Source organism: Arthrobacter sp. Y3221157, from assembly GCF_059089865.1.
This window is the reverse complement of the sequence record NZ_JBNHFD010000013.1, coordinates 1-13,404: the sequence shown is the minus strand read 5'-3', so window position 1 is coordinate 13,404 and position 13,404 is coordinate 1. Positions and strand designations below refer to the sequence as shown.

14 protein-coding genes and 1 pseudogene are annotated in these 13,404 nt (G+C 67.7%); 8 read left to right on the top strand and 7 right to left on the bottom strand.

Going from position 1 to position 13,404, the window contains the following annotated elements; genetic code table 11:
• Positions 1–8: 8 nt before the first annotated feature.
• The 4 genes from AC5RTT_RS06020 (at position 9) to AC5RTT_RS06005 (ending at position 4,327) form a co-directional block, all read left to right on the top strand.
• Complete coding sequence (locus AC5RTT_RS06020; protein ID WP_494144481.1) at positions 9–395, top strand: NADPH-dependent F420 reductase; 387 nt, start codon at positions 9–11, stop codon at positions 393–395.
• 5 nt (positions 396–400) lie between these two features.
• A complete protein-coding gene (locus AC5RTT_RS06015) occupies positions 401–946 on the top strand; it encodes a hypothetical protein (RefSeq protein WP_494144442.1) in 546 nt (181 codons plus the stop codon).
• 113 nt (positions 947–1,059) lie between these two features.
• Positions 1,060–3,870: a phosphoenolpyruvate carboxylase gene (gene ppc / locus AC5RTT_RS06010; RefSeq protein WP_494144441.1), complete on the top strand. Its 2,811-nt coding sequence runs from the start codon at positions 1,060–1,062 to the stop codon at positions 3,868–3,870.
• 151 nt (positions 3,871–4,021) lie between these two features.
• Positions 4,022–4,327, top strand: coding sequence for a hypothetical protein (locus tag AC5RTT_RS06005; protein WP_494010806.1), 306 nt, complete (start codon positions 4,022–4,024; stop codon positions 4,325–4,327).
• A gap of 6 nt (positions 4,328–4,333) precedes the next feature.
• Here AC5RTT_RS06005 and AC5RTT_RS06000 read toward each other — a convergent pair whose 3' ends face one another.
• From AC5RTT_RS06000 to AC5RTT_RS05990, 3 genes are all read right to left on the bottom strand, one after another.
• The gene (locus AC5RTT_RS06000; protein WP_494144440.1) at positions 4,334–4,954 is read right to left on the bottom strand and encodes a DedA family protein; all 621 of its coding nucleotides are present in this window, start codon (positions 4,952–4,954) and stop codon (positions 4,334–4,336) included.
• Positions 4,955–4,995: 41 nt separating this feature from the next.
• The gene (locus AC5RTT_RS05995) at positions 4,996–5,661 is read right to left on the bottom strand and encodes a hypothetical protein (protein WP_494144439.1); all 666 of its coding nucleotides are present in this window, start codon (positions 5,659–5,661) and stop codon (positions 4,996–4,998) included.
• 107 nt (positions 5,662–5,768) lie between these two features.
• The gene (locus AC5RTT_RS05990) at positions 5,769–6,737 is read right to left on the bottom strand and encodes an RluA family pseudouridine synthase (protein WP_494144478.1); all 969 of its coding nucleotides are present in this window, start codon (positions 6,735–6,737) and stop codon (positions 5,769–5,771) included.
• 97 nt (positions 6,738–6,834) lie between these two features.
• Between AC5RTT_RS05990 and AC5RTT_RS05985 the strand changes: the two genes are divergently transcribed.
• Positions 6,835–7,458 carry an ArsR/SmtB family transcription factor gene (locus AC5RTT_RS05985; RefSeq protein WP_494144438.1) on the top strand — a complete coding sequence of 208 codons (624 nt, stop codon included), beginning with the start codon at positions 6,835–6,837 and terminating at the stop codon, positions 7,456–7,458.
• Entirely contained in the window at positions 7,451–8,143 is a 693-nt protein-coding gene (locus AC5RTT_RS05980; protein WP_494144437.1) for an SRPBCC family protein, read from the top strand. Before AC5RTT_RS05985 ends, AC5RTT_RS05980 begins: the two co-directional genes overlap by 8 nt.
• 131 nt (positions 8,144–8,274) lie before the next feature.
• On the opposite strand, the gene AC5RTT_RS05975 is transcribed toward AC5RTT_RS05980, so the two are convergent.
• On the bottom strand, positions 8,275–8,850 hold the full coding sequence (locus AC5RTT_RS05975) for a TetR-like C-terminal domain-containing protein (RefSeq protein ID WP_494144436.1): 576 nt from the start codon (positions 8,848–8,850) through the stop codon (positions 8,275–8,277).
• 94 nt (positions 8,851–8,944) lie between these two features.
• On the opposite strand from AC5RTT_RS05975, the gene AC5RTT_RS05970 reads away from it, so the two are divergent.
• Positions 8,945–9,493, top strand: coding sequence for a DUF4188 domain-containing protein (locus tag AC5RTT_RS05970; protein WP_494144435.1), 549 nt, complete (start codon positions 8,945–8,947; stop codon positions 9,491–9,493).
• A 60-nt stretch (positions 9,494–9,553) separates the two neighbouring features.
• Here the strand turns inward: AC5RTT_RS05970 and yczR are convergent, their stop codons facing one another.
• The gene (gene yczR / locus AC5RTT_RS05965) at positions 9,554–11,098 is read right to left on the bottom strand and encodes a MocR-like transcription factor YczR (protein ID WP_494144434.1); all 1,545 of its coding nucleotides are present in this window, start codon (positions 11,096–11,098) and stop codon (positions 9,554–9,556) included.
• A 61-nt stretch (positions 11,099–11,159) separates the two neighbouring features.
• Here yczR and yczE point away from each other — a divergent pair, with 61 nt between their 5' ends.
• Positions 11,160–11,780, top strand: a complete 621-nt coding sequence (gene yczE / locus AC5RTT_RS05960; RefSeq protein WP_494144433.1) for a membrane protein YczE — start codon at positions 11,160–11,162, stop codon at positions 11,778–11,780.
• Positions 11,781–11,799: 19 nt separating this feature from the next.
• Here yczE and AC5RTT_RS05955 read toward each other — a convergent pair whose 3' ends face one another.
• Complete coding sequence (locus AC5RTT_RS05955) at positions 11,800–12,630, bottom strand: DNA-formamidopyrimidine glycosylase family protein (protein ID WP_494144432.1); 831 nt, start codon at positions 12,628–12,630, stop codon at positions 11,800–11,802.
• Positions 12,623–13,306: pseudogene (locus tag AC5RTT_RS05950) on the bottom strand (Lhr family helicase); the annotation flags it as partial. The gene AC5RTT_RS05955 and the pseudogene AC5RTT_RS05950, both read right to left, overlap by 8 nt.
• Positions 13,307–13,404 lie beyond the last annotated feature (98 nt).

The window sequence follows — 13,404 nt, the reverse complement described above, 5'->3', positions numbered from 1 at the left end:
GGTGGTGAATGCCACCAGCGGGGCGGGGACCCTGGCGGCGCTCGGTGCCGCCGGTCCTGAACCCGGTCAACACCGACAGCCTGGCCGAGCGGATCCAGCAGGCGTTCCCCGGCGCGCGGGTGGTGAAGACGCTCAACACCATGAACGCCGCCCTGATGGTGGATCCCGGCCGGCTGGCCGGCGGCGACCACTCGGTATTCCTGTCCGGCGACGACGCTTCGGCCAAGGAGACTGTCCGGGAACTGCTGGAGTCCTTTGGACACCGGGACATCATCGACCTCGGTGACATCACCACGGCCCGGGGAGCGGAAATGTGGCTTCCCCTCTGGCTGCGGCTTTCCGGCGTTTTGGGCACGGCGGTCTTCAACATAAAAGTGGTCCGCGGGGTTGAATAGGCTGCGTGGACATTCTTGCCGGAATCAACAGTGAATGGTTGAAGGCGCTGACCTGGATCGCAGCGCTGGTGTGTGGTGTTGCCGTACTGCTGTGGCGGCCGCGCCGGCCGGACCTGGCGGCGCTCGCTGCCGTCGTCACGTTTGTGGCCGCCAGCACGGGCGCGGGCATCTACGTGCTGAACCATCTGGGTGACGGCCGCTGGGGTGGAGACCAGGAAGCCCGGCTGGACCCGCCGGAGCTCTCCGGGACCCCGGTGGTGGGGGAGTTCCTGCGCCCGCTGGACGGGGCGCTGAACTCAATGGCCGACGGCGTGAATGACTTCGTGGACTTCCGGGCGGCGCTTCCCGTGGCCCTGGAGTATTTCGCCGCGGCCGGCTGGGCGCTGGCCCTCCTGGTCCCGGTAGGCGCAGCGGTGCTTGCCGTGAACGCGGCGGTGTCCCGCCGTCGTCATGCGGAGGCAGCTGCCGCCCGTACGGAATTGGCGGATCTGCGCGCCGAACTGGAGCGCGTGAAGCGCCACGTAGGTTACCCGGCAGATGACATTATCTGAGACAAATTGCCGTGTCGACGTGCCCTGCGGGTACCATCTTTAGCTAGTAACGTGGCTCACAGTATCCAGCGCAGTGTACGAGCCAAGTCCAAAACCCTCGAGAGATTGCTTCCATGGCTCACACTGCAACAAATCCCGAAACCGACCTTGCCGCCGAACTGAGGGCGGACGTCCGGCGTGTGTCCACGCTGCTGGGTGAATCCCTGGTCCGCCAGCACGGGCCTGAACTCCTGGACCTCGTGGAGCAGGTCCGGCTCCTCACCAAGGAGTCCAAGGAGGCAGCCCGCGGCGGCGCCGACGCCACCGGGCCCTGGAGCGCGCACGACGTCGTCGCCCAGGTCCGCGAACTCCTCGGCTCCCTGCCCATCGAGCAGGCAACCGACTTGGTCCGCGCCTTCGCGTTCTACTTCCACCTCGCCAATGCCGCCGAGCAGGTCCACCGCGTCCGCGGCCTGCGGACCCGCGCCGAGAAGGACGGCTGGCTGGCCAAGACCGTTGCCGAGATCGCCGGCCAGGCCGGGCCGGCTGTGCTGCAGGAAGTGGTCAACGGGCTGGATGTCCGGCCCATCTTCACCGCCCACCCCACGGAAGCGTCCCGCCGCTCCGTGCTGGACAAGATCCGCAAGCTTTCCGACGTCCTCGCCCAGCCCACCGCCGAAGGCACCACGGCCCGCCGCCGGCAGGACCGGCAGCTGGCCGAGATCATCGACCAGATGTGGCAGACCGACGAGCTGCGCCAGGTCCGGCCCACCCCCGTTGACGAAGCCCGCAACGCCATCTACTACCTGGGCGGCATCCTCACCGACGCCATGCCCGAGATGCTCACCGAACTGGCCGAACTGCTGGGGGACCACGGCGTCACGCTCGCGTCCAAGGACGCGCCCATCCGCTTCGGTTCCTGGATCGGCGGTGACCGCGACGGTAACCCCAACGTCACCGCGGCCGTCACCCGGGAGATTCTGCAGATCCAGAACCAGCACGCCATCCGGATCAGCATCGGCATGATCGACGAGCTGATCTCCATCCTGTCCAATTCCACGGCCCTTGCCGGAGCGGACCGGGAACTGCTGGAGTCCATCGACGCCGACCTGAAGAAGCTGCCCGGCCTGGACAAGCGGGTCCTGGAACTGAATGCGCAGGAGCCGTACCGGCTGAAGCTGACCTGCATCAAGGCCAAGCTCATCAACACCGGCAAGCGGGTGGCCGCCAACTCCAACCACGAGCACGGCCGGGACTACAGCGGAACCGGCGAACTGCTGGCCGACCTTGAGCTGCTGGAACTCTCGCTCCGCAACCACTCCGCCTCCCTTGCCGCGGATGGCGCGCTTGCCCGGGTCCGCCGTGCCATCGCATCCTTCGGCCTGCACCTGGCCACCCTGGACATCCGGGAGCACGCAGACCACCACCACGACGCCGTCGGCCAGCTGATGGACCGGATCGGCGGGCCCGGGCTCCGCTATGCCGAGCTCAGCCGCAAGGAACGCTTCGAGGTGCTGGGCTCCGAACTCGCCTCCCGCCGGCCGCTGTCCGGCCACCCGATCAAGCTCGACGGCGCCGCTGACGGCACGTACGACGTCTTCCGTGAGATCCGCCGAGCCCTGCGCATGTACGGCCCGGACGTCATCGAGACCTACATCATCTCCATGACCCGCGGCGCGGACGATGTCCTGGCTGCCGCAGTCATCGCCCGCGAAGCCGGCCTGGTCAACCTGTTCGGCGACAAGCCCTACGCAAAGATCGGATTCGCGCCGCTGCTCGAGACCGTGGAGGAGCTGCGCGCCTCGGCGGAGATCATCGACCAGCTGCTCTCGGACCCGTCCTACCGTGAACTGGTGCGGCTGCGCGGCGACATCCAGGAAGTGATGCTGGGCTACTCGGACTCCAACAAGGAGTCCGGCGTGCTGACCAGCCAGTGGGAGATCCACAAGACCCAGCGCAAGCTCCGCGACGTGGCAGCCAAGCACGGGGTGCGGGTGCGCCTGTTCCACGGCCGCGGCGGCTCTGTGGGCCGCGGTGGCGGGCCCACCTACGACGCCATCCTGGCCCAGCCCAACGGCGTCCTGGAGGGCGAGATCAAGTTCACCGAACAGGGCGAAGTCATCTCGGACAAGTATTCCCTGCCCGAGCTGGCCCGGGAGAACCTGGAGCTTTCCCTGGCCGCCGTGCTGCAGGGTTCTGCCCTGCATCGGGACCCGCGCACCTCCGAGGACCAGCGGGAACGGTACGCGCACGTCATGGAGACGATCTCTGACGCCGCGTTCGACCGGTACCGGAAGCTCATTGACCACCCGGACCTGCCGGCCTACTTTATGGCATCCACACCGGTAGAGCAGCTCGGATCCCTGAATATCGGATCCCGCCCGTCCAAGCGCCCCGACTCCGGTGCGGGCCTGGGCGGCCTGCGGGCCATCCCGTGGGTGTTCGGCTGGACCCAGTCCCGCCAGATCGTGCCCGGCTGGTTCGGCGTCGGCTCCGGCCTGAAGGCCGCCCGGGAAGCCGGCAACGCGGCGCAGCTCGCGGAGATGATGGAGCACTGGCACTTCTTCCGGTCCGTGCTGTCCAACGTGGAGATGACCCTGGCCAAAACGGACCTGGACATCGCCGGCTACTACGTGGACACCCTGGTGCCAAAGGAACTCCACCACATCTTCCGCACCATCCGGGAGGAGTACGAACTGACCGTCGCCGAGGTGCAGAACCTCACCGGCGAGCACGTCCTGCTGGACGCCCAGCCCACGCTCAAGCGGTCCCTCGAAGTCCGCGACCAGTACCTGGACCCCATCAGCTACCTTCAGGTGGAGCTGCTGCGCCGCGTGCGGGCCGAGAGTGGAAGCATCAGCGGGGCCGAGATCGACGAACGGCTCCAGCGTGCCATGCTCATCACGGTCAACGGGGTGGCCGCCGGCCTGCGCAACACCGGCTAAACCCGCGCTCACTTCTGGCGTGTTTCCCGGCAATGCCCGCTCACTCCCACGTCGGGGAGTGAGCGGGCGTTGTTCTTTGGCCGCCACAAGTGAGCTCGCGTCTCTCGATCCGCCGCCAGAAGTGCGCGAGGGTTTGGATAGGGTGGAGGGCATGCCTTCGTTCCAGACGCGCCTGAAGATCACCGGGCTCCGGCCCGGCAACCCGCCGGAATCGGTCATGGAAACCGCCGTCGAGGTCCTCGGAACGCGCCACCACGTCGAGTCCCACCAGCTGCAGATCGCCGGCGGGGTGCCGCAGCTGAACCTGCGGTTCCTCGTGGAGGCGACCGAGGACAGGGGCGAGAACCAGCAGGCGCGGGAATCGGCAGCGATGATGCGCGACGCCGTCGAACGCGTCGCCCTCACCGGCCAGCTCAGCGTGCTCCGCCGCAGCCGCGGGAAGTGGTTGCCGGTCTAGACTCACTCAGGCGATCGGCGGTTCGGGTTCCTCCACCGGGGAAGGGTTCCCCCGCCGGCGGGTGGCAATGATCCCGACGACGGCCCCCACCACCAGGCCGAGCACAACCCCAATGAGGGAGCTGGCCCAGAACGGCAGACCGGTTGCCGAGCCCGTGAAGTAGCCCAGGCCCACCAACCAGCACGCCCACAGCAGGGCACCCAGTCCCGCGCACAGGCTGAAACCCCGGACCCCAACGTTGGCGATGCCGGCGGCGGCGGAGGTGGCAAGGCGGCCGCCGGGGATGAACCGGGCGCCGATGATGGTCCCATATGTTGAGGACCGCCCGGCCCTGGCTATGGCGTCGTGGATACCGCGGTGGACACGGCGGCCCCACGCCCAGCGGTCCAGCACGTGGCTCAGCCGCCGCCGGAAGAGTTGGAACACCACCATGTCGCCGATCCAGGAAGCCATTGCGGAAAGGAACCCCACCAGGAATACGTTGGTCCGGCCATCCGCGGACAGGGCCCCGCCGGTGATCACCACCATCTCGGAGGGGATGAGGGGGAAGATGGCGTCGCCGAGGACCATGGGGATGATCCAGAAGTAGATGGCCGTTCCCCAGCTCGCAGCGCTGCCGAAGTCCATGGCCACAACGTACCGCACTCCGGGCCCCTGCCGAAGGGGGCTCAGCCGCTCGGCCGCAAGGGACCGACCCGCCGCCTCCGCTGGCCAGCCGGGACGTGGCTCATGTGCCTGCCTGCGAGGAAGTACCAGTAAGGCCAAGCGGTCCAGGCAGCGGCACCTACCGCGACGCCGGCTCCGCCAACCCGGTAGCGGAGCCAGCGCGGAAGCTGCTCCGCGAAGGCAAGGCCTGCTATGGGCAGCGCCCCCAGGAGTCCGGCGCCGATGGCGGTTCCCAGCCTGGCGAGGTCCTCGGGGTAGCCCTTTGACGAAAGCAGGGCACGGTTCGCGAGCAGGAGCCAGCCGCCCTGCACCGTCATCGCGGCCAGAGATATTGCCGTCGAGGGAGTGAAATCGAGCTTCTTCATCACAAGGAGGAATGAACTCGCGGATCCGGCGGCGCATGCTGCCGGCACCAGCCACTTGCCTGCTTCCGCGGAGCGGCCGGGCGGTATCCGGCGGTGCACCTGGAGGATGACCGGGATCACCGCCAGGTTGAAGACTCCGCCCACGGCGTCATTGATCGTTCCGAAGACGAAGGGGCCGCCCTTGGGCACCTCCACGGCGTACATCGCCCCAAGGGTGGCTACGCCCACGACGCCGAGGCCAGCCGCGGCATAGGCGAATTTGGCGGCTGTGCGGTCACCCGGGATCTCGATCAATGTGTCCATGCTCGCCACGCTCCTTCACGGACTGGTCTACCGCGAATGGGGCACGGACACCACCCCACGGACTGACCGCTCCCGCTTGCGGGCAGCGAGTGGCCCTGGTCTGGCCGTCAGGCGCGTGCGCGGACGGCCTCGCTGAGTTCCAGTCCGCTGCGGTACTCCACCGGCTTCCCTGAGACCGGGTCTACGAACCTGATGCCCCGGGCCAGGAGCTGCAGGGGCCTGGTGTAATCGTCCGGGGCTTTGTCCAGCAGGTCCGGATAAAAGGCGTCGTTGACAATTCCCAGTCCCAGGGACGCCATGTGTACCCGCAGCTGGTGCGTCTTGCCGGTGTGCGGTTCCAGACGGTACCTGGCGAGCCGGCCACCACGCGCGGTGCCCGGAGCACCCGCCGCAGGGCCGCCGTCGAACGTTTCCAGCCGCTCAATCCGCGTTTCGGCGTTGGGTTCGCCTTCGACCACCTCCGCGAGGAGGTAGCTGCGGGACTTGGTCATCCGGTTGCGCACCACAACGGGAAATTCGACGGCGGGATGCCCGGGAGCGGGCTCGGCAGCGGACACGCACTCGTATTCCTTCTGCACCTGCCGCTTCTCGAAGAGCACCTGGTACTTCCCGCGGGTCTGCGGATTGGTGGAGAACAGCAGCACCCCGGCGGTCATCCGGTCCAACCGGTGCATGGGAATGAGGTCCGGCAGGCGGAGCTGGTTGCGGAGCCGCACCAGGGCCGACTCCTGGATGTACGTGCCGCCGGGGGTGGTGGGCAGGAAGTGCGGCTTGTCCACCACCAGCAGGTGCTCGTCCTGGTGCAGGATGCTGATGTCCACGGGAATCCGGGTCTCCGGCGGGAGCGTGCGGTAGTACCAGATGAAGGTGTGGTCCTGCAGGGGAGTGCCGCGGTGCAGCGGGACACCGCCTTCGCCCACTATCTCGCCGGCGTCGAAGCGGTCCTCGATGCCCTGCGGGTCGACGTGGCCCCATCGGTGCATCATGTAGTCCATCGCAGTGTCCCAAGGACCCTCCTCGGGAAGGCGCAGGCGGGTGGCGTTGACGCCGTCGCGCACGGGGAGGGGGGATTGCATCACCCGTCCATTCTACTTTGCGGGCCCCAATCCCCTTTCCGCGACCGACGATAAAAAAATTCTTGACAATAAAAATTGTCGGTAAGAGGATGGATGCATGTTGGACATCGAAGTGATCGAGGACCCGGCGGCGGCCGAAGCGTCGCTGGATCCCATTCGCACCCGGATCCTTCGGGAGCTGGGCACGCCCGGGTCCGCCACGCAGCTGGCCGTGAAGGTGGGGCTGCCCCGGCAGAAGGTCAACTACCACCTCAAGGCCCTCGAAAGGCACGGACTGGTGGAACTGGTGGAGGAGCGGCGCAAGGGCAACGTGACCGAACGCGTCCTCCAGGCCACGGCCGCCTCCTACCTCATCTCACCCTCGGCGCTCGCCTCCGTTTCCCCGGACCCCCGCCGCTTCGCGGACCGGTTCTCGGCGTTCTGGCTGCTCGCCCTCGCCGGGCGGATGGTCCAGGAGGTGGGAAAGCTGATCGCCGGGGCCGCGGCTGCCCGCCAGAAGCTCGCCACATTCGCCATCGACGGCGAGGTCACCTTCCGTACCGCCGCTGAGCGCGCCGCGTTCGCTGAGGAACTCGGCGTGGCTGTCACGCAGCTGGTGGACAAATACCATGACGGTGACGCCTCCTCCCGCGGGCGGCGGCACCGGCTGGTGGTGGCTTTGCACCCGGCACTCAAGACAACCAATCAAACCCCCTCAGGCAAGGAGCAGGACAATGACTGACAACCGCAACTTCGAGATCGTCTACGACACCGAACTGCCCGGTACGCCAGAACGGGTGTGGGAGGCCGTCACCACGGGAACCCCCGCATGGATGTTTCCCACGGACCAGTGGCCGGACGTCAAGACCGTGAACGAATACCCCGCCCACCTGGTGTCCCGGATGGACGGCCCCGACGGCTGGTTCAACCAGCTGGAGCATGTCCTGGAACCCCTCGATGGCGGACGCGCCCGGCTGCACTACGTCCACAGCGGAATCTTCGCGGACAACTGGGACGAGCAGTACGACGGTGCCAGCCGCCACACGGAGTTCTACCTGCACACGCTGGGCCAGTACCTGCAGCACTTCGACGGCAAGCCGGTGGTCTTCACCGATGTCCAGGGGCCGGCCGCCTCCCAGGTCCCGGACGGGTTCGAGCAGCTCCGCAAGGCGCTGGGTGTCGAAGCCGCCCGGCAGGGTTCCGCCGTGGATGTGGAGCTCGACGGCGTGGGGCGGCTCACGGGCGAAGTGGACTTCACGAACGAGCACTTCCTGGGCCTGCGCACCTCCGACGCGATGTTCCGGTTCTTTGGCCGCAACGCCTGGGGCGCCCCCGTGGGGATGACCGTCCACGACTTCAGCGGCACGGGGGATTCGGAAACCACCGCCAAGGCATGGAGCGGCTTCCTGGAGCGCGTGTACGCGTAGCGGCGGCCCGACTGGTTTCGACGCGCACAACCCCATGTGACCCGCACATTACCTGGCGCAGTGGAAGTATCCGCCGCGGCAGGTGATTTGCGCCGGACGGAGGAATTGCCGCGTCGAAAGCGGTTGGACGGTCAGGCGGCCCAGCCGCGGCCGATGGCTTCCAGGGCCAGACTGTAGACGGCCTCCCAGGGTGCGTCCGGCGGGCCCATCTGGGCCACTTCCAGGCTGATCAGGCCGTGGACCTGCGCCCAGATGGCCACGGCCACCATCTCCGCCGGCGCAGGACGCAGCGTGCCCGCTGCCTGGGCTGCGGAGACCGCCCCTATCAGCGGATCCATCGCCCCGGCCGCGGCTTCCGGGCTGGGCTTGCAGTCCGCGTAGGCCGCCATGGCTCCGCCAAACATGAGCCGGTACAGTGCGGTATGTTCCAGAGCCCAGCTCCGGTAGGCAATTCCGAGCCCACGGAGCCCTCCCTGGGCCGCCTGCTCCTGGGACTCACGGAATGACCGGAATCCGTGGTCCATGACAGCGGTCAGCAGCTGGGATTTTCCCCCGAACAGCGCGTAAACAGCTGTAGTGGACGTGCCTGCGGCGGCCGCCACGTCGCGGAGGGTTAGCCGCGACGGACCTTCACGGTCCACGAGATCGGCAGTCACTTCCAGCAGTTGCTGTTTGAGGGAATCGGTGTGCATTACAGGTCTTGCCATGGGCCCAATTCTTTCATAACCTTGTTACATAACAGTGTTATGAAATGCAGCGGGAGTCAAAATATCCATTCGCTTCCCCTTGAAGGAGCCCCCCATGGCGCAGGAAGTCTTTCCGGGCCGGTACACCGCCGACCCCGCCCGTGATTCCGTCACTGTTTTCCTGATCGGCATGCGGGCAAACCGCTGGTGGAAGCTTGGGGCCGTCGGAAAGGTCGCCTCGGCCATGCCGCCGATGCTCCGGCACTTGGCCTCCGACCCTCAGTCCGGAATGCTTGGTTTTGAGCAATGGCTGGGGCGGACCACGGTCCTGGTCAGCTACTGGGAGAGTCCCGAGCATCTAAGGAAGTTCGCGGCGGACCGGGAGGCCCCGCACCTGGAACCCTGGCGGCGTTTCATGAAGGAGATGGCAGGACGCGGCGACGTCGGCATTTGGCACGAAACGTACCAGGTGCCCGCTGGCGGGATCGAGGCGGTCTACAGCGGCATGCCGCTGTTCGGGCTGGCCAAAGCCACCAGCCATGTTCCCATCGGGCCCGGAAGCAATACCGCAAAGCAGCGGATGGGCCGTGCCGCCCCGCGGAATGACAAGGCAGCTGACCGGGCGGCAGCAGGAGCCCAGCTGCCTGCCTCCCCAACCAGGTAGCGCCAACTACCGTGATGGGCGTCCGAAACGACACTTGGCGCTAGCTACCTGGGGTGGCGCTCACGCGATCGCCACCGCCGGGGCGGTGGTGAGGGTGCGCCGGAGTTGGGGAGCGGCGTTGAGCTTGTCCTGGGCGGCGCGCAATGCCAGCACTGCAGTTTCCAGCTGCTCAGGCGGCAAGGTGAAGGGCACCCGCAGGAACCGTTCGAACGCTCCGCCGATTCCAAACCGCGGCCCGGCGGCCAGCCGGATGCCGAACTCCGGTGCCAGGACTGTCAGCGCGGTGCTGGACGGAGCCGGCAAACGGCACCACACGGACAGGCCGCCGGCGGGCACGGGGGTCTCCCAGTCGGGCAGATGCTCGCGCAGCAGCTCAAGCAGTGCTGCCCTGTTGGTCCGCAGCGCCGCCAACCGGGCAGGGAGCGGTTCGTCCATGGCCCGGACCAGGTGTGCGGCCGCGAGCTGCTCCATGATCGGACCGCCCAAGTCAACGGTGGTGCGCGCAGCCGCCAAGCGCCCGATCATGGCTTCGGAAGCCCGGATCCAGCCGGTCCGCAGGCCACCCCAGTGCGATTTGCTGAGTGAGCCGATGGTGACCACGTTGGGGCTGAAGCCTGCCAGGGGAGTGGTGCCCACGCCGTCGAGGTTCAGTTCGCGGAGCGTCTCATCCGCCACCAGGACCGTGCCGGTGGCCGCGGCGGCGCGGACCAGCCTCCGGCGCTGGGTGTCGGGCATGGCCATGCCGGTGGGGTTGTGGAAGTCCGGCACCATATACGCGAGCTTGGGGCGCTGCTGGGCCAGGACAGTTTCCAGTGCTGGCAGGTCCCAGCCGCCGGGTGCAAAGGCGACGGGAACGGGCCGGCACCTGGCGGCCCGGATTGCGTCCAGGGCGTTGGGGTAGCTGGGGTGTTCCACGAGGACCCGGTCCTGACGGTCCGCCAGGGTGCGGAGGACTATGGTCAGTGCGTGCTGGGCGCCTGACGTCACCATCACCTGCCCCGCATGGGTGGGCACCCCGGTGGCTGTGTACCTGTCTGCGATCGCCTGGCGGAGCGGAAGCAGGCCGATGGCGTCGTAGCCAAAGCCCGGCAGCAGGGCCGGAAGTTCGGTCAGTGCGGCGGCGAAAGCCCGGTGAACGACTTCACCGCTGGCCGGCAGCGCCGAATATGCCAGGTCCAGCAGCCCTTCCGGCGCTGCCAGGCCCGGGGCGGAGATGGCCCCGGCCCTTTTCCGGCCCGTCCCTGCTCCACCAGTCCCTGTCCTGCCAGCCTCTGTCCCACTGGCTTCCTTGAGTGTGGCGGGGCCGAAAATCGCCGGTCCGAACGGGTCCAGGTCGGGGATCCGGGTCCTGCCGCGGCTGCCTTGTCCGCTGCTGAGGAAACCCTGTTCCCGGAGGATCGCGTACGCGGCCGTAACGGTGGTCCGGCTGACATCCAGGGCCACGGACAGCGCGCGCTCGCTGGGCAGGGCAGTGTCAAGGGGCACCCTGCCGTCCAGGATGAGCAGCCGGACCACATCGGCCAGTTCCCGGTACGCCGGTCCGGCCCCGCGGTTCCATGGCCCCAGAAGGCGGGCGAGCGCTGCTGAACTCAGGGAAGTGGCCATGCAGCCAGTGTCTCAAACTGGCTATGTAATCAAAAGCCAGTTGCGTGGGAGGGTTGTTTCCATGTTGACCCGCAGACTGATCCAGCTCTTCACCGGCCTCGCCATGTACGGCATTTCCCTGGCAATGTTCATCCGGGCTGGGCTTGGCCTGGACCCGTGGGACGTCTTTCACCAAGGGCTGGCGAACCGGACCGGGCTGAGCATCGGCATGGTGGTTATCATCGTGAGCTTCCTGGTCCTCCTGCTGTGGATCCCCCTGCGGCAGTGGCCCGGCTTCGGAACCCTGTGCAACGCCGTCCTGGTGGGCGTCTTCGCCGACGTCGGGCTGGCCCTGATCCCCGCCGTGTCCCAACTTTTCGGCCAGGTGGGGATGCTTGCCGGCGCTGTGCTGCTGAACGGCATCGCCTCCGCCTGCTACATCGGTGCCCGCTTTGGCCCCGGGGCCAGGGACGGGCTGATGACCGGCCTGGCCCGGCGTACCGGCTGGTCCGTCCGCCTGTCCCGCACACTGATCGAGGTGACCGTCCTGGCCGTCGGTTGGGTCCTGGGCGGTTCGGTGGGTGTGGGAACCGTTGTCTACGCACTGGCCATCGGACCCCTGGTGCAGCTGCTGCTGCCGCGGTTCATGGTTCCGGCCGCACTGCCGAAGACTGCCGGCGCTTCACCTGCCACCGTTTGCTGAACCCTTTGCCCGCCCTGGATTACCTCGGTTCCGGCTGGCACTGGGGGCAAAAGTAGATGTCGCGTTCCTCGTCCCCGTTCGGCTTGCCCAGCAGTCCGCGCCGGACAGGGATCCCGCATTTCAGGCACGCCTGGTGCTCGCGGCGGTATACCCAATAGCCGGGCCGGCCAGCCATCCGTCCCACCGGCAAGCCGCGGGCGTTGAGGATGGTGACGCGGCGGCCGGGCCCGAGGTTTACCTCCAGCAGTTGCTTGGCGTCCGTCATCATGGTCCGTACGTCCGCCACCTCCGCAACAGGAGTGGCGGGGTGGACGCCGGAGAGGAAGCAGGCCTCGCAGCGGTAGATGTTGCCGATCCCGGCGAGGTTCCGCTGGTCCAGGAGTGCCACGCCCACCGGAACATCAGGCGCCGAACGGATCCGGCGTTCGGCCTCGTCCAGGTCCCAGTCCGGGCCCAGGAGGTCGGGGCCGAGGAACCCCACGATGGAGTCTTCATTGGCAGTGGCCACCACCTCCACGATGCCCAGGGAGAAGCCGACGGCGTCCGCGGCCGCCGTGCGCAGGACACACCGGGCGGTGTAGCCGGGTTTCCGCCACCTGCCGCCCGGAGGGTAGATCTGCCAGGTGCCCTCCATCTTCAGATGTGAATGGATGGTGAGCCGCTTGCCGTCCGGCCCCACTACCCGCATCAGGAGGTGCTTGCCGCGGGGCACCACCTCGGCCACCGTCCACCCGGCAAGGTCCAGGGTGGCGAAACGGGGGACACGGAAGTCGGAGGCCAGCAGCGTCTGCCCGGCCAGGGCTTTGTGCAGCTGGTTGGCTGCCCGCCACACGGAATCGCCCTCAGGCACGGATCCTCAGCCCCTTCGGGGTGGAGTAGGCTCCGGCGGAACCCAGGGCGGCCGCCACCGGGGTGTCCAGGATGCCGTGCCCGTTGACCTTTTCCATGACCAGCTTGTCCACAGCGCCACGGGTCACGACGCCCACCAGGGCGGCGCCCGCGGCGGCCAGGACGGCAGCATCATCACTGAAGGCAAGCAGGGTCTTGCCGCCCCGTTCCACGTAGAGGACAAGTGCTCCGTCCACAAGGACCACCAGCGCCCCGGCCTTCCGTCCCGGGCGGTGGCCGGTTCCGGCGTCGTCCTGGAGGGCGGGCCAGGGAAGGGCTGCGCCGTAGGGGTTGGCGGGGTCCGTGGCGGCGAGGGCCAGGGCAACCGGCTCCGGTTTGGCGAGCTGGGTGTCCTCGGCGTAGGAGCGCAGGCGGTCAACCGTGGCCGGCACGGCGAACTGGGCCGCCCCCAGATGCTCGATGAAATAGCCCCGCCGGCAGCGCCCCGCTTCCTCCAGCCGGGCCAGCACCTTGTACATCAGGCCGAAGCCGCCCAGGATCTGCTCGGCCATGACTGAACCCCTGGTGACAACGCCATATCGGTCCAACAGGAGCTCGGCAGTGGCGCGGGCATGGATGGTGGGATCGAGCTCCGGTTCCGGCAGCGCGGACCAGCGCCCGGCTGCCAGGGGTGGAGTTGCTGACCATTGAGGTATCACTCATCCTCTTCGCATCAGGAAGCATCCTCTGGGCGCTGATGGAGTGGGACAATGCCCGGACCATTGGCTTGCTCAGT

Bases quoted from the DNA above. Each gene is read 5' to 3' on its own strand.
- AC5RTT_RS06020 (WP_494144481.1), top strand. From the start codon at position 9: ATGCCACCAGCGGGGCGGGGACCCTGGCGGCGCTCGGTGCCGCCGGTC.
- ppc (WP_494144441.1), top strand. From the start codon at position 1,060: ATGGCTCACACTGCAACAAATCCCGAAACCGACCTTGCCGCCGAACTG.
- AC5RTT_RS06005 (WP_494010806.1), top strand. From the start codon at position 4,022: ATGCCTTCGTTCCAGACGCGCCTGAAGATCACCGGGCTCCGGCCCGGC.
- AC5RTT_RS06000 (WP_494144440.1), bottom strand. From the start codon at position 4,954: ATGGACTTCGGCAGCGCTGCGAGCTGGGGAACGGCCATCTACTTCTGG.
- AC5RTT_RS05995 (WP_494144439.1), bottom strand. From the start codon at position 5,661: ATGGACACATTGATCGAGATCCCGGGTGACCGCACAGCCGCCAAATTC.
- AC5RTT_RS05990 (WP_494144478.1), bottom strand. From the start codon at position 6,737: ATGCAATCCCCCCTCCCCGTGCGCGACGGCGTCAACGCCACCCGCCTG.
- AC5RTT_RS05985 (WP_494144438.1), top strand. From the start codon at position 6,835: ATGTTGGACATCGAAGTGATCGAGGACCCGGCGGCGGCCGAAGCGTCG.
- AC5RTT_RS05980 (WP_494144437.1), top strand. From the start codon at position 7,451: ATGACTGACAACCGCAACTTCGAGATCGTCTACGACACCGAACTGCCC.
- AC5RTT_RS05975 (WP_494144436.1), bottom strand. From the start codon at position 8,850: ATGGCAAGACCTGTAATGCACACCGATTCCCTCAAACAGCAACTGCTG.
- AC5RTT_RS05970 (WP_494144435.1), top strand. From the start codon at position 8,945: ATGGCGCAGGAAGTCTTTCCGGGCCGGTACACCGCCGACCCCGCCCGT.
- yczR (WP_494144434.1), bottom strand. From the start codon at position 11,098: ATGGCCACTTCCCTGAGTTCAGCAGCGCTCGCCCGCCTTCTGGGGCCA.
- yczE (WP_494144433.1), top strand. From the start codon at position 11,160: ATGTTGACCCGCAGACTGATCCAGCTCTTCACCGGCCTCGCCATGTAC.